At 67.4% G+C, this 17,634-nt stretch carries 16 protein-coding genes, 1 tRNA gene and 1 pseudogene; 11 read left to right on the top strand and 7 right to left on the bottom strand.

The window, feature by feature from the left end:
• The first annotated feature begins 46 nt into the window (after positions 1 to 46).
• The 4 genes from MEBOL_RS09800 to pyk all read left to right on the top strand — a co-directional run bounded on the left by MEBOL_RS09800 (position 47) and on the right by pyk (position 4,550).
• A complete protein-coding gene (locus tag MEBOL_RS09800) occupies positions 47 to 1,510 on the top strand; it encodes an NFACT RNA binding domain-containing protein (RefSeq protein ID WP_095977168.1) in 1,464 nt (487 codons plus the stop codon).
• Entirely contained in the window at positions 1,507 to 2,070 is a 564-nt protein-coding gene (locus tag MEBOL_RS09795) for a hypothetical protein (RefSeq protein ID WP_095977167.1), read from the top strand. Before MEBOL_RS09800 ends, MEBOL_RS09795 begins: the two co-directional genes overlap by 4 nt.
• A 210-nt stretch (positions 2,071 to 2,280) precedes the next feature.
• Positions 2,281 to 3,030 carry a hypothetical protein gene (locus MEBOL_RS09790; protein ID WP_425437639.1) on the top strand — a complete coding sequence of 250 codons (750 nt, stop codon included), beginning with the start codon at positions 2,281 to 2,283 and terminating at the stop codon, positions 3,028 to 3,030.
• Positions 3,031 to 3,119: 89 nt separating this feature from the next.
• Complete coding sequence (pyk, locus tag MEBOL_RS09785) at positions 3,120 to 4,550, top strand: pyruvate kinase (RefSeq protein WP_095977165.1); 1,431 nt, start codon at positions 3,120 to 3,122, stop codon at positions 4,548 to 4,550.
• 63 nt (positions 4,551 to 4,613) lie between these two features.
• Here the strand turns inward: pyk and MEBOL_RS09780 are convergent, their stop codons facing one another.
• Positions 4,614 to 6,131 carry an HD family phosphohydrolase gene (locus MEBOL_RS09780; RefSeq protein WP_245920039.1) on the bottom strand — a complete coding sequence of 506 codons (1,518 nt, stop codon included), beginning with the start codon at positions 6,129 to 6,131 and terminating at the stop codon, positions 4,614 to 4,616.
• 182 nt (positions 6,132 to 6,313) lie between these two features.
• Here MEBOL_RS09780 and rpe point away from each other — a divergent pair, with 182 nt between their 5' ends.
• Positions 6,314 to 6,967, top strand: a complete 654-nt coding sequence (rpe, locus tag MEBOL_RS09775) for a ribulose-phosphate 3-epimerase (protein ID WP_095977164.1) — start codon at positions 6,314 to 6,316, stop codon at positions 6,965 to 6,967.
• Here the strand turns inward: rpe and MEBOL_RS09770 are convergent.
• Entirely contained in the window at positions 6,956 to 7,360 is a 405-nt protein-coding gene (locus tag MEBOL_RS09770) for a response regulator (protein WP_095977163.1), read from the bottom strand. The genes rpe and MEBOL_RS09770 overlap by 12 nt on opposite strands.
• A 251-nt stretch (positions 7,361 to 7,611) precedes the next feature.
• Here MEBOL_RS09770 and MEBOL_RS09765 point away from each other — a divergent pair.
• Positions 7,612 to 7,688 (top strand) — tRNA-Pro (locus MEBOL_RS09765).
• Between the two features lie 207 nt (positions 7,689 to 7,895).
• Here the strand turns inward: MEBOL_RS09765 and MEBOL_RS09760 are convergent.
• Genes MEBOL_RS09760 through MEBOL_RS09750 form a run of 3 tightly spaced genes read right to left on the bottom strand, consistent with a single transcriptional unit; the run spans position 7,896 to position 10,459 of the window.
• Positions 7,896 to 8,420 carry a hypothetical protein gene (locus tag MEBOL_RS09760; RefSeq protein WP_095977162.1) on the bottom strand — a complete coding sequence of 175 codons (525 nt, stop codon included), beginning with the start codon at positions 8,418 to 8,420 and terminating at the stop codon, positions 7,896 to 7,898.
• Positions 8,417 to 10,327, bottom strand: a complete 1,911-nt coding sequence (locus MEBOL_RS09755) for a LysM peptidoglycan-binding domain-containing protein (protein WP_245919610.1) — start codon at positions 10,325 to 10,327, stop codon at positions 8,417 to 8,419. Before MEBOL_RS09755 ends, MEBOL_RS09760 begins: the two co-directional genes overlap by 4 nt.
• 9 nt (positions 10,328 to 10,336) lie before the next feature.
• Positions 10,337 to 10,459 (bottom strand): LysM peptidoglycan-binding domain-containing protein, encoded by a 123-nt coding sequence (locus tag MEBOL_RS09750; RefSeq protein ID WP_095977160.1) that lies wholly within the window; start codon positions 10,457 to 10,459, stop codon positions 10,337 to 10,339.
• A gap of 26 nt (positions 10,460 to 10,485) precedes the next feature.
• On the opposite strand from MEBOL_RS09750, the gene MEBOL_RS44045 reads away from it, so the two are divergent.
• The 3 genes and pseudogenes from MEBOL_RS44045 (at position 10,486) to MEBOL_RS09735 (ending at position 11,906) form a co-directional block, all read left to right on the top strand.
• Positions 10,486 to 10,734, top strand: a complete 249-nt coding sequence (locus tag MEBOL_RS44045) for a DUF2381 family protein (protein WP_157774844.1) — start codon at positions 10,486 to 10,488, stop codon at positions 10,732 to 10,734.
• A 15-nt stretch (positions 10,735 to 10,749) separates the two neighbouring features.
• A pseudogene (locus tag MEBOL_RS44040) lies at positions 10,750 to 11,064 on the top strand (DUF2381 family protein); the annotation flags it as partial.
• 51 nt (positions 11,065 to 11,115) lie between these two features.
• Positions 11,116 to 11,906, top strand: a protein-coding gene (locus tag MEBOL_RS09735) for an IS5 family transposase (RefSeq protein WP_425437605.1) whose coding sequence is annotated in 2 segments (ribosomal slippage) — positions 11,116 to 11,440 and positions 11,440 to 11,906 — 792 coding nt in all. Because the reading frame shifts where the segments join, the coding sequence is not laid out codon by codon here.
• A gap of 323 nt (positions 11,907 to 12,229) precedes the next feature.
• On the opposite strand, the gene MEBOL_RS09730 is transcribed toward MEBOL_RS09735, so the two are convergent.
• Positions 12,230 to 13,963, bottom strand: coding sequence for an immunoglobulin-like domain-containing protein (locus tag MEBOL_RS09730; RefSeq protein ID WP_157774843.1), 1,734 nt, complete (start codon positions 13,961 to 13,963; stop codon positions 12,230 to 12,232).
• Between the two features lie 332 nt (positions 13,964 to 14,295).
• On the opposite strand from MEBOL_RS09730, the gene MEBOL_RS09725 reads away from it, so the two are divergent.
• On the top strand, positions 14,296 to 15,456 hold the full coding sequence (locus MEBOL_RS09725) for a hypothetical protein (protein ID WP_095977155.1): 1,161 nt from the start codon (positions 14,296 to 14,298) through the stop codon (positions 15,454 to 15,456).
• Positions 15,457 to 15,568: 112 nt separating this feature from the next.
• Here MEBOL_RS09725 and MEBOL_RS09720 read toward each other — a convergent pair whose 3' ends face one another.
• Entirely contained in the window at positions 15,569 to 16,594 is a 1,026-nt protein-coding gene (locus tag MEBOL_RS09720; protein WP_095977154.1) for a pirin family protein, read from the bottom strand.
• Between the two features lie 101 nt (positions 16,595 to 16,695).
• Here MEBOL_RS09720 and MEBOL_RS09715 point away from each other — a divergent pair, with 101 nt between their 5' ends.
• The gene (locus MEBOL_RS09715; protein WP_095977153.1) at positions 16,696 to 17,559 is read left to right on the top strand and encodes a ketopantoate reductase family protein; all 864 of its coding nucleotides are present in this window, start codon (positions 16,696 to 16,698) and stop codon (positions 17,557 to 17,559) included.
• The last annotated feature ends 75 nt before the right edge of the window (positions 17,560 to 17,634 follow it).

Raw genomic sequence — 17,634 nt, 5'->3', positions numbered from 1 at the left:
TTCTCCGCCGGGCCGTTCGTGTTTTTAGCGCCGGAGGAGGACTGAGGTGGCTCTGCGTCCCTCGGAGTTGGAGCAGGTGGTGGCGGAGGTCTCCGCGCGGCTGACGGGCGCGGTGGTGCAGAAGGCGTGGTGTCCCCTGCCGCGCCTCGTCTACCTGGAGCTCCGGGTGCCCGGGCGCTCCGTGCTCCTGTGCTTGTGCGCGGAAGGCGAGCTCGCCCGGCTCTCCGTGGCCGCTGATCGCTTCCCCACGCCGGGAGAGCCGGCCCCCTTCCAGCGCTGGCTGCGCCAGGAACTGGTGGGCCTCAAGCTCGCGGGCGTCTCCTGGTCGGAGGCCGGGCGCGAGGTGACGCTGCACCTCCAGAGCGACGAGTCGCGGCGGCGCCTCGTGCTGGAGCTGGGCTCGCCAGGTGGCCTCGTGCTGCTGGCGGCGGACTCCCTTCGCGTCCTGATGCTCTCGGGCGAGGGCCTCGCCCAGCGGCGCGCTCTGCACCCAGGGGGCGCGTGGATGCCGCCAGAGCCCCTGTCCCCCGAGGCGGGCGCCCGAGCGCGTGCTCAGCCTTCCCGGCTGGTGCCCGAGCCGGGGGACTTCCTGCCCCTGGCGGAGGCGGCCGAGCGGCTGCTCGGTCCCAAGGACAAGGCGAGCCGCGCGGAGATCATCCGTCGGCGCCTGGCGCTGCCGTACCGGGCCCGGCTCAAGCGCTCGGGGCGGACGCTGGAGAAGGTGCGAGCGGAGGCGGCGCGGGGCGCGGAGGCCGAGCGTCACCGGGAGCTGGGCGAGCTGCTCACGCAGAACCTCTACCAGCTCAAGCGGGGAGCCACCGAGGTGGTGCTCACCGCGTACACCGAGTCCGGGATGGAGGAAGTGCGCGTGACGTTGGACCCCAGGCGCACGCCCAAGGAGGAAGTGGAGTGGCACTTCCACCAGTACCGGCGGCTGCTCCGGGGTGTGGAGCATGCGCGGCAGCGGGAGGCGGAGCTGGCGCGCGAGGTGGCGCATGCGCGGGAGGCGCTGCGCCAGGTGGAGGAGATGGACGAGGCCTCGCTGCTCGCGCAGGTGGAGGTGTTGCAGCAGTCGGCCGGAGCGGACGGCCCGCCTGAGGCCCGGCCCTTCAAGGAGTACGTGGGGCATGGAGGCCAGCGCATCTGGGTGGGCAAGGGCGGCGAGGACAACGACACGCTCACCTTCAAGGTGGCGCGGCCGGGGCACCTGTGGCTGCACGCGCGGGGATTGCCGGGCAGTCACGTGGTGGTGCCGTTGCCCAAGGGCGTGGAGGTGTCCCAGGAGGTGTTGTTGGACGCGGCGCACCTGGCGTTGCACCACTCGGGCGCCAAGGGCGAGCCGCGCGGCGAGGTGAGCTGGGTGCCGGTGAAGTTCGTGAAGAAGGTGAAGGGCGGGGCGCCGGGCCAGGTGCTCTACACCCGGGAGAAGACGCTGGTGGTGCGCCGTGAGCCGGAGCGCCTGGAGCGGCTGCTCAAGACGCGGGGCGGCGAGGCGCCGGCCTCCTCATGAGCGGGGACGCGCCCGCGGGTCCGGTCTGCGCCCGTTGCCCGCGGATGCTGGGGGCCTCGTGTTGCGAGGTGAAGGAGGGCGAGCGGCTGGCCACGCTCACGCGCTCGGACGTGGAGCGCATCACCGCGCACACGGGGTTCTCTCCCCGGCGCTTCCTCGACGAGGAGTATCTGACCCACGACGAGGCGGCCGGGTACGAGGAGCGCCGTCCTCTCTACCGGGGCTATTTCCGCCGTGCGCCGGTGCGGTTGACGCTGCTCACGCGAGGTGGCGCCTGTGTCTTCCACGAACGGGGGCGGGGGTGCGTGCTGCCCGCGGATGTCCGGCCCCTGGCCTGCCGCCTCTACCCCTTCGAGCGTTGGCCGGATGGCAGCTGGAGCGTGCAGATGGGCCGCTACGGGGACCTGGACGAGGCCCGGAGGGGCGGGGAGGCCTGCCTGGCCGTGGAGGAGGCCGAGAGCATGGAGGGGGTGCTGGAGCTGTTCGGCACCACGCGCGAGCAGGTGGAATTCCTGGGAGAACGGCTCGCCGGGGAGACACGGCGGCACGGCCGGGGTTGACGGGGTGACGCTGGGCGGGCGAGCGGATGCCGCCGGTCTTGAGTCCCGAGGGCCGACGGGTACGATGCTGCCCGCGTGTCGTCGCTCCCGACCCATCCTTCGTATTTCCTGCCCCACGCTCCCTCACAGGAGGGAGCCTCGTCGTCCACCGTGCGCCGTGGGAGTGAGTCCTCCCATCGTCTCGCCTCCCTGCCGCGCGAGGAGCCTGCGCTGGCGGCGAACTTCCATCATCCGGCCGGTTCTCCCGAGGACTGGTCGCTCACGCCCGAGCCCTCGCGCGAGGAGCTGTGGGCACGCGCGGAGACACTCGCCTACTACCTGTCGGCGAACCTGCGCATGCCGGTGCGGCTGTCGGTCACGGACAACCGCTCCACCATGGTGTCCTTCCGTCGCAGTGCCAACGCGCTGCAACTGCGGTTGCACCACATGTTCCTCGACGCGCCCGAGGGCGTGGTGCGCGCGGTGGCGGACTATGCCGGCCGCGGCAACCGGATCGCCGGTGGGGTGCTGGACGACTACATCCGGGGTCAACAGCCGCGCATCCGCCAGGAGCGCCATGCGGCCGAGGCCGATCTCGAGCCCCGGGGCCGCTTCTTCGATCTCCAGGTCCTCTTCGATCGCCTCAATCGCACCTGTTTCCAGGATGCCATCCAGGCGCGCATCGGCTGGGGCCGCATGCCTCCTCGCCGCCGGCGCAAGTCCATCCGCCTGGGGGTCTACGATCACCAGACGCGGGAGATCCGCATCCACCCGGCCCTGGACCGCGCCGAGGTACCCTCCTTTTTCGTGGAGTTCATCATCTTCCACGAGATGCTCCACCAGCTCTTTCCCAGCTCGAACGCCACGGGCCGCCGGGTGCATCATCCGCGCGCCTTCCGCGAACGGGAGAAGGCCTTCCCCCTCTACGCTGCCGCACTGCGTTGGGAGCGGGAGAACCTGAACCTGTTGCTGCGAGGTTGAACGAAGTTCGCTTTACCAATTTACCGATCGACCGCCGCGCGCCGACGTCGCTTGACCCTTTGCGTGGCTCGACCCGATTCTCCGCCGCCATGCGACGCGCGAAGATTGTTTGCACCCTTGGTCCCGCCAGCCAGAGCCAGGAAATGCTCGAGGCGCTGATCGAAGCCGGTATGGATGTGGCCCGGCTCAACTTCTCCCACGGCAGCCACGAGCAGCACGCCGAGAACATCGCCAAGCTCCGGGCGGCCTCGCTCAAGTGCCGCAAGGCGGTGGGCATCCTCGGAGACCTCCAGGGTCCGAAGATTCGCACCGGCCGCTTCATCACCGGGAGCACGGAGCTCAAGGAGGGCGGTGAGTTCCACATCACCACCGATGAGACCGTGAAGGGCACGGATGAGATCGTCTCCACCACGTATGCCCACCTGGCGGCGGACGTGAACCCGGGCGACCGCATCCTCCTGGATGACGGCCTCTTGGAGCTCAAGGTCCTCGAGACGGACAAGAAGAAGCTCATCCGCACGAAGGTCATCCACGGCGGCACGCTCAAGAACAACAAGGGCATCAACCTGCCGGGCGTGGCGGTGCGCGCGGATGCGCTCACGCCCAAGGACCGCGAGGACCTGGTGTTCGGCATCAAGGCGGGCGTGGACTTCATCGCCCTGTCCTTCGTGCGTCAGCCCGCGGACATCGACATGGCGCGCGCGGCCATGGCGGAGATTGGCCACTCGGTGCCCATCATCGCCAAGCTGGAGAAGCCCGAGGCCATCGCCCGGCTGGACGCCATCCTGGACAAGACGGACGGCGTGATGGTGGCGCGCGGCGACCTGGGCGTGGAGATTCCCCCCGAGGAAGTGCCCAGCGTGCAGAAGGACATCATCCGCCGCTGCAACCTCCGGGGCCTGCCGGTCATCGTGGCCACGCAGATGCTCAACTCGATGATCGACAACCCGCGGCCCACGCGCGCCGAGGCGAGCGACGTGGCCAACGCCATCTTCGACTCGGCGGACGCGGTGATGCTCTCGGGCGAGACGGCGAGCGGCAAGTTCCCCATCGAGTCCGTGCAGATGATGGACCGCATCGTGCTGGCGGCCGAGTCCACCATCCGCGCCCAGGAGCTGTCGCGGCCCTCGAGCACGCCCGTGGGTCTGCCCTCGCACTTCCCGGACGTGATCGCCGCGAGCGCGTGCCACGCCGCCAAGCAGTCGGGGGCCTCGCTCATCGCGGCCTTCACGCTGTCGGGGGTGACGGCGCGGCTGCTGGCGCACTACCGGCCCTCGGTCCCCATCGTGGCGTTCAGCCCCAACCAGGAAGTGCGCCGCCGCCTGGCGCTCCTGTGGGGCGTGGTGCCGCGGGTGCTCGAGCCCATCCAGGAGACCGAGGCCATGGTGCGCCGGGTGGAAGAGGAACTGGTGTCCCGGGGCCTCGCGCGCAAGGGGGACCGCGTGGTCATCGTCTACGGCGCGCCCGTGGGTCAGCCCGGGAAGATCAACAGCCTGCGCCTGCACATCATCGGCAGCTGACACGGGCGGGCCTCTTTCCGTCCCCGGGGCCCACGCGAGCCCGGGGGCGGGCGGGCCGAGGCACTACTCGTGTGATTCCTTCTGGGTGCGCTGGGGCACCTCGGCCTCGACGAAGATGCGGAACAGGTCGGCGTCGAGCTGGCCGCTCTTGACCTCGCGCTGGAGGATGTCGAGCGCGAGCTGGTGCGGCACCGCCTTCTTGTAGGGCCGGTCGCTGGCGGTCAGCGCGTCGTAGATGTCCGCGATGGACATCATGCGCGACTGCACGGGGATGCTCACGTCGGGCACGGCGCGCGGATAGCCCGTGCCGTTGAGCTTCTCGTGGTGCGCGTAGGCGATCTCCGGCACGCGGCGCAGGTTGCGCGTCCAGGGAATCTGCGACAGGAAGCGGTAGGTGTGCTCGACGTGGCTCTCGATCTCCCGGCGCTCCTCGTCGGAGAGGGTGCCCTTGGCGATCGACAGCGAGGTGATCTCCCGCTCGATGAGCAGGGGCCGCTCCTGGCCGAACGAGTCCTCGAAGCGCAGGTGCTTGAGCTCGTGCAGGCGCTCGAAGTTGCCCTGGGCGAGTACCGTGGGCCGGTTGCAGGTGAGGACGAACTCGAGCACCTCGTCCAGGCGCTTCGTCTCCTGGGCGAGCCGCGCGTCCTCCTCGGCGTCGATCTCCTCCAGGTGGTGGGTCCCGCGTGACCTGGCGGCGGCGAGCCGCCGGCGGTAGCTCTGCAGCTGCAGGTCCTTGCGCGCGAGCTGGAAGCGGGCCTGGAGGGCGTCCATCTCGGAGGGGTAGAGCTTCTCGGCCTTGACGAGCACCGGCTCGCGCACGCCCACCTTGCCGAAGTCGTGCAGGAGCGAGGCGTAGCGCAGCTCCTGCAACTCGCTGAGGCTGAAGCGGGTGTGTGCGTAGGGGCCGGTGTGCACGTGCTCGAGCGCCCGGGCCATGGTGACGGTGAGGTTGGCCACGCGGCCCGAGTGACCCGCGGTGGTGGGATCCCGCGACTCGATGGCCACGACGGAGGCGGAGACGAAGCCCTCGAACAGGCGGTTGATGTCCTCGTGCAGCAGCGCGTTCTCGATGGCGCCGGCGGCCTGGGCACCCAGGGCGAGCAGCAGCTCCTCGTCCTCGGAGTCGAAGGGCTGGCCGTTGAGCTTGTTGAGGGCCTGGATGACGCCGGTGACTTCACCGTTGGCGTCCCGCATGGGCACGCACAGCACACTCTGGGTGCGATAGCCGCTGAGCGTGTCGAAGGAGCGGTTGAAGCGCTCGTCGGCGTAGGCGTCCGGCAGGTTGATGACCTCGCCGGTCTCGGCCACCTGGCCGGCGATGCCACTGCCCACCGGCAGGCGGATCTCACTCTTGGAGCCCTGGGCCACCTTGCTCCAGAGCTGGTTGCGCTCGCGGTCCAGCACGAAGAGCGAGCAGCGATCCGCCTCCACCACCTTGCTGGCCTCATAGAGGATGAGGGGCAGCAACAGATCCAGATCCCGCTCGGCGCTCATGGCCTTGGTGACGTCCAGGATGGACGTGAGCTTCTTGAGGCGCCGGTTGAGGTCTGGGGATTCGGGCGGCTGGGTCTGTGGAAGCACCAAGAGGGACTCCGGAAGAGGACGGCGCGCGGACAACAAGGGAGCTTCTTAGCACGATGCCGGAAACCGCCATGCCTCCCCCCTGCTCGGCCGCTCCCTCTGCTGGAAAAAACGCGGCCGGGCCTGTTCGCTCATCAACCGGGCCAGTACCCGGAAGGCGGGGAAATGGCTAAGTAGCCCCCATGAATCGTCGCCCGCTCGTGTCACCCTCGATGCTGTCCTCGGATTTTGGCCGCTTGGCCGAGGAAGTCCGCGCGGTGGAGGCCGCCGGAGCGGACTGGATTCACGTGGATGTGATGGATGGGCGCTTCGTGCCCAACCTCACGCTCGGGCCCGTGGTGGTGCAGGCCATCAAGAAGGCCGCGACCCGGCCCCTGGACGTCCACCTGATGATCGTCGAGCCGGAGAAGTACATCGAGGCCTTCGCGAAGGCGGGGGCGGACATCCTCACGGTGCACGTGGAGGCCTGCACGCACCTGCACCGGGTGTTGCAGCAGATTCGCAACGCGGGCGCGAAGCCGGCGGTGGTGCTCAACCCGGCCACGCCGCTGTCCTCCATCGAGGAAGTGCTGGGCGACGTGGAGATGGTGCTGCTGATGAGCGTCAACCCGGGGTTTGGAGGCCAGGGCTTCATTCCCCAGACGGTGGACAAGGTGCGCCGCTTGCGCGCGATGCTCGACGCGCGGGGCCTGAAGACGGACATCGAGGTGGATGGCGGCATCAACGCCGAGACGGCCCGGCTGGTGGTGGACGCGGGGGCGAGCGTCCTGGTGGCGGGCTCGCACGTGTTCGGCGCGAAGGACTACGCGGCGGCCATCCGCTCGCTACGCGCCTGAGGCCGCCGGACCTTGGGCGGACAGGGCGAGGAGGCCAGCCATGCGCGCCACCCGCGTCATGAAGGTGTGGTCGAAGGGCTTCACCTCGTAGGCGTCCGCGCCGAGCTCGAAGCACACATGGCGGGTGAACTGGTCCTCCACACCGCTGAGGATGACGACCTTGCACTCGCGCGTCTCGGGGTCCTGCTTGAGCCGGGCGAGCAGATCCCGTCCGTCCTCGCGCTGGTGGATGTCCAGGATGATGACGGCGGGGCGGTGCTGCCGGGCCAGCTCCAACACGTGTCGGGACGTGGTGTCCGCCACGGAGGCGAGGCCCGTGCGGCGGGCCTCCCGGGCGAGGGCCGACACCACGAGGGGCTCATCATCGGAGATCAGGACGATCGGTGAAAGCATGGGACTCCGAGGTGGCTGTGTTGTTCGGAGGGGTACCAAGCAAGGTCCGTTCCGTCCTGGTTTTCCCAGAAAATGAAGGGTTTAGGTCCAGGAAACCTGGGTGAATACGGACCGATGGGTGCGCGCTACCCCAGGGGTAGGCGGGGGATGAAAAGCGGAGGCAAGGACGTTGACTCAGCCGGGCGGGTCGGGTACATCCCCGCCTGCTTCGACGGCCCGAGAGCAGTTCCGGCGAAGGCATGTCACGGTAACGGGGAGTGGCTCAGCCTGGTAGAGCACTTGGTTCGGGACCAAGGGGTCGCAGGTTCGAATCCTGTCTCCCCGACCATTAAAAGCCCTGGAGTTTCACGGACCTCCGTTGAAACTCCAGGGCTTTTGTTTTTGCCCCGGAGCCATCCAGCGGCAAGCGGAGGTGTCTCGTCTCCAGCGGCCAGCGCGGAGGATGCCGGCCCCGGCGCCTCGGGTGCCCGGCGGACTGGAATGCGAGCAAGTTGAGGCCCTGGCGCATGTCGTCCGAGTCCAGATGGCCGGCGGACTATGCCCCAGCGTCCAATGCATCCAGCGCGGCAGGCTCCAGCGTCACCACCGGTTTATCAGTGTGATGGGACTGGGCGGTACCCTTCGGCACGCCGGCGGTGTCGACCTCGATGAGCCCACTTCCTCCGAGGCGGAAGCCGCCGCCTCGCTCGAACATCATCAGCAGTGGTTCGAATGGCTGCTCTACCGAGGGGGGCACACGCGGAAGCTTCGCGCCTGCATCTAGCAGCGCAGCGAAGTGCAGCGCCCGCACACAGGTGCGCACCACCAGCAGGCCCTGCAGTTTGACGGAAAGGTGAGCTTCGATGGCTTGAACCTGGGTCGGGTCGGCTCTCACTGCCGGGTTGAGCCCGGCGGCGATGTCGAAGAAGGGCCATTCCGCAGACTTCACGGCCTCGGCCCACCAGGAGGCACGGCGCAGGTACTCGCGCAGCAGGGCCACGCGTGAGGGGGTCTTGTCGAACGAGCCTGCCCAGTTGATTGCCTTGATGCGCTTGGCGACTGCGGTGACGTGAGCGTTCATCCCTTGCTTCCCTTCCAGATGAGTTCCACCAGTTCGTCCAGATTAGACAGGTCTGAGGCGAACTCGAACTTGGGCGGCTTCCGCCCCAGCATCTTTTCCCAATGTCCGAACGGCTCCCTGGCCGCGTCGACAATCGGTGCCAGATCATGCGCACCATGATGCTTGGGGGTGGGCATGTTGTAGCCGAACTTGTAGGCGTCCGGATGAGACGACCGGTACGGCAGCCCCTTTTCCATCAGGCGGCTCTCCACGTATTCATGCGCCATCAGCCGCAGGAAACGTTTCGCCTCGTCCAAGGGGAGCTTGCCTTTCATGGCCTTGGTCCAGAGATCGGCGATATCTGGGTCCGGAGAAAAGTTGGCTTTGATGGTCTTGTTGGGTTCGATTGGTAGCTCGTGCACGCGGTGGAAGAGGTGGTCCTTGACCTTGTCCAGGACACTCTGCTTGAGCTTCAGGTTCTTGGCGATGTCGAGGGTGTCATCCACGGCGTTGCGGATCTTCTCGTAGAGCTTCGCATCACCTGGATCGACGTCCTCCGCATATCGGGCTCCTGTCCACGGGATGTGATCTTTCCTACGGGGAGGGGCCTCGTCTGGGGTCCGGGACACGACCTTCTTGATTCGCTTGAGCGATTCCTCCGGAATGCGCTTGGTGGCTTCCGTCACTTTCTCGGCGAGCTTGAGCACCTTGGGAAGCTTCGCGATGAGCTTGCTGAACTTTCCGGCCTTGCCTGCCCACTTCACGAGGGTCGCCGCGCCGCTGACGACCGCCATGAGGATCTCGGCGATCGCATAGCCGACCACCCAACCTCGGAAGAGCCACCGACGGAGGAAGTCCGGTGCGTTCCACCGGGAGAGGAATACATTGATGCCTGCGTCGATCAACTGCGAGGGCTTCAGTGACTGCACCAACTCCCACAGGCTTTTCAGATCCGAGAAGAGTTCCTTCGTGAAGATGCTCTTGAGAATGTCCCAGATCAGCTTGATCAGATCGACGAGACCGGTCAGGAGATCCCATATCGACTCCAGGGCACCGTGGATCAGACCGGCCACGAACGCGGAATAGGCCAGGTAGAAATCCCCGACGGCCGAGGCGGTGCTCTTGGCGGCCTGCCATGCCTCGTAGCTGATGGAGCCCGAAGACACCTTGCCCCGCAGGCTCTTGGCGAAGTCGAGGGTCGGAACCCAGATGAGGAAGGTCTCGCGCGTTTGCGTCTTGCTCCAATCCGCGCCCTCGTACGGCTTGTAGATGCCGGAGGGGTTCTTGCCGCGGTTGGCCTCGACGAGGACATTGACGTAATAGCGCTCGTCCTGTCCCCAGGAGATGGCACTGCCCTTATAGTGCTTCTTCACGATCTGCAGGGCACCTTCGTCCTTCTTGATCTTGTAGAGGACGGCCCCAGGTTCCGGGGGATTGATGCTTACGTACTTCGAGTGGACATAGCCGAAGCTCCCATCGTCGAGCGTCACGAAGTAGCAGTCGCCGGGGTACTCACGGCTCACGAAGACTCGGGTGTTGAAGGGGAGCCACTTCAGGATCGCTCCACCGGGTGCTGCGCGAAGGTTCACGCCTTCATCAATGCTCACCCGGCCGAAGCTCCCGATCTCCTTGCCATTCTCGAACAGGAGCTCATTCGACGTCTTGGTCCCTGGCTCCCTGGTACTTGGCGCCTTGGCGTTCTTGGCCTGAGCCTGCGACGTGGGAGGGTGCTCTTTCGGAATCTTCAGCACCTGACCGATCGCAAGGCGGTCGGGGTCCTTGAGGTGATTGGCCAGGGTCAGCGCCTCCACCGTGGTGTTGTTGCGCTGAGCTATCGCGGACAGGGTATCCCCCGCGCGGACCCGATACATCGCAGGCTGCGACGAAAGGCGGGGGCTGGGTGCGGGCTCCTTCGGAATCTTCAGCACCTGACCGGCCTAGAGACGATGAAGATCGCTCAGGCTGTTGAGCCGGGACAACACTTCCACTTGGACGTTGTGTCGCCGGGCGATCGTGGACAGCGTATCACCCGAGCTGACCCGGTATTCGATGAGCTTCATGAGCGTTCCAGCCTGGTATGCGGCTCTTGACCTGGGTCGCAATCTACATTCGTGCGTGTGCTCAGCGTCAACTACACCTCCCCAGCAAGACGCCGGAGGTGTGCATCCGGCCGGAATTGTCACTCACCCTGTGCTTCGACGCGAAGCTGGCGCGCGTGGAAGTGGAGGGGCGGGAGTGGTTCCGTCGGGTGAAGCTGGTGGACGACACGCTGACACTCGTGGCCTCGGAGGCGCTGCACGACGGGGAGCGCGTGCCGGTGACGGTCTACTTCTAGGTTGGCGCGGCGCCAACGAGTACCACCTTCGTGCTGGTGGTCCACCCGTCCCAGGCGGAGCGCCAGGTGGAGGTGTCACGCCACGAGCGCACCGTGGCCTCCCTCCGGCAGGGCGAGCAGCAGGCGCGAGCCGCGGCCCAGCAATGCCGGGAGGAGAAGGCGCGTCTCCATGCCGAGTGCAGTGGCCAGGGTGGGCTCACGGGTCTCATCGTCAACGGATGGCTCGGCGAGACGGGCGTTGTTGCCCGGGGGCTCAAGGACGTCACCTCACGCCCAGGGGATCCCCTCGCTGCATGGAAGGTCATTAGCTACCGGGCCGTTGGGCCTTAGCGTTCCTAACAAAACCTAGCCATAGGAAGGGAGCATGCCCAGCTTCGTCGCATGGCCCGCCACGAACGGGTCCCGGACGTCTTCTGGCGCCGCATCCAGCCGCTGCTCCCCACTTGTCCGCCCAGGCCCAAAGGAGGTCGGCCTCCAGCGGACGATTGGGCGTACTTGCGCGGCATCATCTTCGTGCTCAAGACGGGCATCCAGTGGGAAGAGCTGCCCCAGGAAGTCTTCGGCGTCAGTGGCATGACGTGCTGGCGCCGCCTGCGCGATTGGTACGAGGCGGGCGTCTGGCAGCGCCTGCAACGGCAGTTGCTGCGCGCGTTGCGCCGACGAGGCCGACTCGACCTGCGCCGAGCCTCGGTCGACTCCTCCAGCATGCGTGCGCTCAAAGAGGGGGTGCAACGGGGCCAAACCCGACGGACAGAGCGAAGGCGGGCAGCAAGCATCATCTTCTCGTCGACCGCCGAGGGCGCCCACTCGCGGCCAATGTCCCCGACGTCACCCAGATGTTACCGCTGGTAGACGCCATGCCCGCGGTCAGCGGTAGAAGAGGACGACCGCGACGACGGCCCGACAATGTGCACGGCGACAAGAGCTACTCTTCCCGAGCCAATCGCCGCGGCCTGCTTGAGCGGGGTATCGCCCCGCTCATTGCTCGTCCCGGCGTTGCCTCGAGTGACCGCTTGGGGAGCTACCGCTGGGTGGTGGAGCAGCGCCTGGCTCTGCTCCACCGCTTCCATCGCCTGCGCATGCGCGACGAGCGACGCGCCGACATCCACGAGGCCTTTCTCCTGCTCGCCTGCGACCTCCTGCTCCTGCGCTCTCTCCAGCGGTTTTGTTAGGAACTCTTACGTCCTTGAGCATCACCCACCGCACCCGATGCGGAAGCTGCTCGGCACGTGGGATGGCCGATTCGCGGCCAATCGCACCGGGGCCCTCATGTGGCGGGAGTTCCTCGGCGGCTTCACCACGGCGGACCTCGTCGACAAGGGCCCGTTGTTCTCGCGGCCCTTCGAGCCCGAGCGGCCGCTGCTCCGCCCTTCGGACTCGCGCCCGCTCCTCAACAAGGTCCGGATCCCATCCTCAACTCGACACCAGGCCCCCGAAGCGATGACCCGGGCCCTGGAAGCCGGAACCTCCGCGCTCCGGCCCCTGGGGCTCCTCCCTACGGCGAGAGGACGGTCACGAAGCGATACATCTCGGTGGTGTTGCCGGCGCGATCGGTGAGTTGGTAGTGGATGGCCTGGAGGCCCGGGCTGTATGGGTTGATCGTGCCATGGACCTGGATCTGGGAGTTGATCCACGGGCCGAACCCATCACACGTGTCGTCGCCCGAATAACCCGGCTCCGCGTAGGGCGTGCCGTAGGGCAGCGTCATGGGCGAGGGGCCGTACAGGGTGATCGTGGGCTTCTTCGTGTCCACGACATGCCACTGCGTGTGGCAGTGCGTCGTGTTTCCAGACATGTCCGTGGCGGAGACCGAGAACGTCTGCGTATAGGGCGCACCGATGTAGTTGGGATACGTGCTCGTGTAATTGATGCCGCAGTTGTCTCCGAACTCGAAGTCCGTCAGGACGCGCTGGCCGCTGTAGACACACTCGAACGTCTTGGTGGACGGACAGGTGACGATGGGGGGCGTCACATCCGGCGTGCATGAGAAGGGATTGACGAGCTGGGAGAAGACATTCGAGTTGTTCGAGGGCATGCGCGTGCCGAGGACCGCGAACTGGCCCGGGCCCGCGACGGCGACCCCCACCCCGTTGTCATAGCCCACGGCATGGATGTCCGAGAGGCGCTGCTCCGTCCCCGCGTCCACCGAGCCCCCGGGAGACATGCGCGCGGTGAGCAGCCGGGGCGCGCCCTCGCGCGTGCCCAACCAGACCAGACGGTAGTGCGCGCCATCGAAGGACACGTCGAAGGAAGTCCGCGGCGTGTTGATGTGCGCCGAGTCCACCAGGACCGCCGCGCCGAGCAGCGCGCCATCCGAGGCCCGCACGCGCCGGGCCCACAAACCGTTGTCCGACCAGAGCACCAGGAACTCACCGCCCTGGGCCGCCACGCGGACGTCTCGCGAGGACGCTGGCGAGAGCACGAGCGGCGACGCGTCGAGCGCCTGACCCGCCGTGTCCAACCGCACCGCCTTGACGCCGTTGGACGCTCCCCACGCCACCAGGCTGGTTCCTCCCGTACTGGCGGCGTGCGACCGGGCGTGGTCCGAGGCAACGGCGAAGGGATCGTCCACGGGCTCGCCATCCGAGGGCCGCACCCGTCGGCCCATCACCTTGCGGACGTAGTCCTGGGAGGGATCGTGGAATCCCACCCAGGTCAGCAGGTAGTTCGTCCCGTCGAACGTCACGGAAGGGTACCCCTGCGGCATGAAGGAGTTGGGCAACGAGCCGTAGTTCCTGGGTGAGGCGTCGAGCAGCGCACCGTCCGAGGCCCGCACCCGTCGGCCGAAAACGAAAGGCAGACCCTCCTCCCAGACGACCAGGAAGTTCGCGCCATCGAAGGCCACGGACGGATAGAGGTTGACCGACGAGCCCCCCTTGGAGATGAGCAGGGGCGCCGCGTCCAGTGCCACGCCATCCGAGGTCCGCACCCGTTGGCCGTAGATGGCCGGAGGCGCGCTTTCGCCGTACTGCATCCAGACCAGGAAATACATGCCATTGCCCACCGCCACCGCGGGCATGCGGGACCAGACGCCTGTCTGGGAGCCGGTCACTGACGTCGCCGCCGAGACCTGCAAGGGAAAGGGCAGCAGGGACTGAGCGGTCGTCTTCAGTTCGCTCGTCGGCTCGGGCGCGGCGACATCGGTCGGGCCGCACGCGGCGAGTGCGCTCAGCAAGACGGCCTGGCGCGCGAGCGTGCGCCAGGAGAGGAAGGAGTCGGGGATCACCATGACGGGAACCTTTCCGAGTTTTTCTGGAAAAGCAGGGGTGTCCCCGATTCTTACCACAAAAGATTCATTCTGGGACTGAGCCGCTTTTGTGGACATGCCTCGTAAGTCGGAGGTGGACGAGGGCGCGGATGTTTCCTTTTACCCGTGTGAAGTGGCTCACAGCGTTCACGCGGAGCAACTGGTAGAGCGCGTCACACCAGGGCTCAAGAGAAACCGGCCCGTGGTGAACGAACACGCAGGTTCTCCGGGTCATCAACGACGATGACCCGTGGACCTCGCCATACACCGAGGGGAAACATCCAATGAAGGGATTGAAAGCAGTCACGGGACTCATGCTGTCCCTGGGAGTGGCGGGGCAGGCCCAGGCCTCCGAGCCTTATGCCAAGCAGGTGATCAGTTCCGTGGTGCTGACGGGGAATGTCGGCAACAGCAGCTCGAACCCGTTGGACACACTCGGGGCGCCTGACAGCAAATTCTTGGCCATGGGCGGCCCGGGCGCCTCCATCGTGCTGGACATGGGGGATACGCCCATCGTGGACGGGTCGGGACCGGACATCGAGATCCGCGAAATCGGCAGCGCCACGGGTGGTGTCGACGAGGAGTACCGCGTGCTCATCTCCGACAGTACCGACCCCGCCAGCTTCGTGCTGGTCGGTACCGGCTCGGCGTTCAGCCTCCTGGACATCTCCGCGACGGGGCTATCCTCGGCGCGCTATGTCCGCATCGAGGACCTGTCCACGGCGACCAGCAACTCTTCCACCCCGGGCTCTGACATCGAGTCGGTGACCTCGTTGCACTCGGGCAACGGCTCCCTGGCTCCGGTCACCGGGCTGGCGTACTCGGTCACGAACAATGGCATCCGGCTGTCGTGGAACCCGATGACCGGCTCGGGCGTGCTCGGCTATTCTATCCGCAAGAGTCTGGACGGAGTGCGCTTCGACAGCACCGCGAACTGGACCCTCTCGGACCTCGACACCGCCTTCCTGGACAACCAGGCCACGCAGGCCATCCAGAACATCCAGCCCCAGGTGGTGGGAGACCTCTGGTACGGCGTGAGCGTGCGGTACTCGGGAGGCGAGAGTGCCCTGCAGATTGTGCACGTCTCGTCCCTCACCACGAGCCTCTACACCCAGGTCGAGCACCTGGGCGACAACACCATGGCGACCTGGCAGGTGCCGTCGCCCACCACGAAGCTCACGTTGAACCTCTACCTGCCCGCGGTGCCGCGGGGGCCCTTCGTGAAGCTGAACTTCGACCTGTTCGACGTGGATAACTCCACCAACCGTGTGGTCATCAATGGCCATGCCCAGCGCACCCTGCCCGTGCAGAGCGCGGAGTCCTGGCAGGGCAAGTCCATGGTGTTCGAGAGCGGCCTGTTCCTGCAGGGGAACAACACCATCGAGATCCACAGCCGTGACAGTGGAGGCGGCTCCACCGGCAATCTGGACGACTTCCAAATCCGCGACATCTCGTTGACGCGGCTCGACCCGTAGCGCGCCGCGACGCATGGGGCGGATGGGGGACCTCGCCTCGAAGCGCACGCCTCCCTCCCCCGGCACGAAGACGCCGTCCGGCACCAGCGAGTGGAAGTGCGGCGTCACCTGCTCAGCGCGCGGGCCGCTCGACCCGGCCGTCCGCGTGCCGCGCGAACCGGCCCTCGTCCCGCGGGTGCACCGGATCGTTCTTCTGGAACGGCCAGCCGCCAAAGCGCGTGCGCTGGTAGTCCATCATCGCCTGCTGGATCTCCGCGCGGGTGTTCATCACGAAGGGCCCGTACTGCACCACCGGCTGCCCGATGGGACGGCCCTGGAGCATCAACACCTCGACCGTGCCCTCCACGGCCTCGAGCCGCAGCGCGGCGTCGCTGCTCACGGCGAGGATCTGGTGCTCGCGGCACAGCTGGTCCGCGACCCGCAGGGCGCCCCCCGCGAAGAAGTAGAGCGTGCGGTGGGCGCGCGGGTTCTTCGCGGGCGGCAGCGTCCAGGTGGCGCCCGGCTCGAGGCGCAGGGTCCAGATGGCCACGTCCGTGTCCGGACGCGAGGCCCAGGAGCGGGGCGGGGGAGGGGGCGCGCGCCGGCCGTCCAGCTCACCCGCGGCCACGGTCACCTCGGTGCGCCGGCCCGCCTCGTCGGTGAACGCGAGGCGCGGGATGTCCTGGTTCCAGAGCATGGAGAAGTGCGGCGGCGCGTGCTTGTCCTCGGCCGGCAGGTTCAGCCAGATCTGGAACAGCTCGGTCGGATTGGGCTCGCCCCGCTTGACCAGTGGGAACATCTCCGCGTGCACGATGCCCGTGCCCGCCGTCAGCCACTGCACGTCCCCGTGGCCGAAGCGCGCGGTGGCCCCGAGCGAGTCGGAGTGATCGATGAGCCCGTTGCGCACGATCGTCACCGTCTCGAAACCGCGGTGGGGATGACCGGGAAAGCCCGGCACCTCCTCGCCGTGGTACATGCGCCAGCCGTCCTTGCCCGCGAAGTCCTGGCCCAGGTCGCGGCCGTCCAGCGACGCCTCGGGCCCCTGGTGCTCGTTGCCCGCGGGGTACTGGTCGTCATGGTGCACGCAGAAGAGGAAGGGATCCGCGGTCACCCAGGGAGGCGAACCGAGGGGCAGGGTCTGCTGGATGGGGTTCTTCATGGCGAGGAAGGATGTAACGGGCTTCCAGGCCGGTGTCAGCCCCCCGCGTCGGCACGCACTGTTCCATGAATGGAACGACCGGGCTTGTTAGAGGGGGCCCCATGAAGATCGCCATCCTGGGTCCTGGAGCCATCGGTAGCACCTTCGCCTTCCACCTCTCGCGCGCGCGCCACGACGTGACGGTCATCGCCCGAGGAGCACGTCTCGACTGGCTGCGAAAGGAGCGCGCCATCGTCACCACCCGCGGCGAGCGCGCGCCCGTCGAGGTGAGTGACGCGCTCGACACCACCGTCCCGTGGGACCTGGTGCTGGTCTCCGTGCTCGAGTCCCAGGTGGACGCGGTGCTGCCCGCGTTGCGCCAGAGCGCCGCGAAGCAGGTGATGTTCATGTTCAACACCTTCGCGCCCCTCGACCGGTTGCGCGACGTGGTGGGCGCCGACCGCTTCCGCTTCGGCTTTCCGGCCATCATGGCCGGGCTCGTCGACGGCCGGCTCAAGGCCCAGGTCATTCCCCGCTCGGCCGTCGCGCCGCAGATCACCATCGTCACGGATCCCGCTTGGGCCGAGGTCTTCTCCCAGGCGGGCATCGCCACGGACACCCAGACCGACATGCACAGCTGGTTGCGCACCCACGCGGCCCTGGTCGTGCCGATGATGATCATCTTCGACCGGGTCTACCGGCGCGGCCATGGCCTCTCCTGGACGGAGGCGCGCGAACTCGCCCTGGGTCTGACCGAGGGACTCGAGCTGGTCCGCTCCCTCGGCAATCCCCTGACGCCCTCGGGCGCGGCGGTCCTCGGCAAGCTGCCCACCTCCGCCGTCTCGCTCCTGCTGTGGACGCTCAGCCGCAACTCCACGCTGACGGCATTGGGCGTCCAGGGGCCCGGCGAGGCCCGCACGCTGATCGACGCCATGGTGGCCACTGCTCCGGACCGGACCCCTCGGCTCCAATCGTTGCGGCCGTGACGAGACCCTCGCCGCGCACCGCCGCGGCCTATGCGGGCCTTCGCTCCTCCCCTCCGCGTCTGAACCGCAGCTCGC

It is taken from the genome of Melittangium boletus DSM 14713, assembly GCF_002305855.1.
GTDB classification, from domain to species: domain Bacteria; phylum Myxococcota; class Myxococcia; order Myxococcales; family Myxococcaceae; genus Cystobacter; species Cystobacter boletus.
This window is presented reverse-complemented; position numbering and strand designations above follow the sequence as displayed.

Excerpts from the sequence above, each read along its gene's own strand:
- MEBOL_RS09795 (WP_095977167.1), top strand. The coding sequence starts at position 1,507 with ATGAGCGGGGACGCGCCCGCGGGTCCGGTCTGCGCCCGTTGCCCGCGG.
- MEBOL_RS09750 (WP_095977160.1), bottom strand. The coding sequence starts at position 10,459 with ATGAAGCTCATCGAATACCGGGTCAGCTCGGGTGATACGCTGTCCACG.
- MEBOL_RS09720 (WP_095977154.1), bottom strand. The coding sequence starts at position 16,594 with ATGAAGAACCCCATCCAGCAGACCCTGCCCCTCGGTTCGCCTCCCTGG.
- rpe (WP_095977164.1), top strand. The coding sequence starts at position 6,314 with ATGAATCGTCGCCCGCTCGTGTCACCCTCGATGCTGTCCTCGGATTTT.
- MEBOL_RS09770 (WP_095977163.1), bottom strand. The coding sequence starts at position 7,360 with ATGCTTTCACCGATCGTCCTGATCTCCGATGATGAGCCCCTCGTGGTG.
- MEBOL_RS09725 (WP_095977155.1), top strand. The coding sequence starts at position 14,296 with ATGCTGTCCCTGGGAGTGGCGGGGCAGGCCCAGGCCTCCGAGCCTTAT.
- MEBOL_RS09730 (WP_157774843.1), bottom strand. The coding sequence starts at position 13,963 with ATGGTGATCCCCGACTCCTTCCTCTCCTGGCGCACGCTCGCGCGCCAG.
- MEBOL_RS09715 (WP_095977153.1), top strand. The coding sequence starts at position 16,696 with ATGAAGATCGCCATCCTGGGTCCTGGAGCCATCGGTAGCACCTTCGCC.
- pyk (WP_095977165.1), top strand. The coding sequence starts at position 3,120 with ATGCGACGCGCGAAGATTGTTTGCACCCTTGGTCCCGCCAGCCAGAGC.
- MEBOL_RS09760 (WP_095977162.1), bottom strand. The coding sequence starts at position 8,420 with ATGAACGCTCACGTCACCGCAGTCGCCAAGCGCATCAAGGCAATCAAC.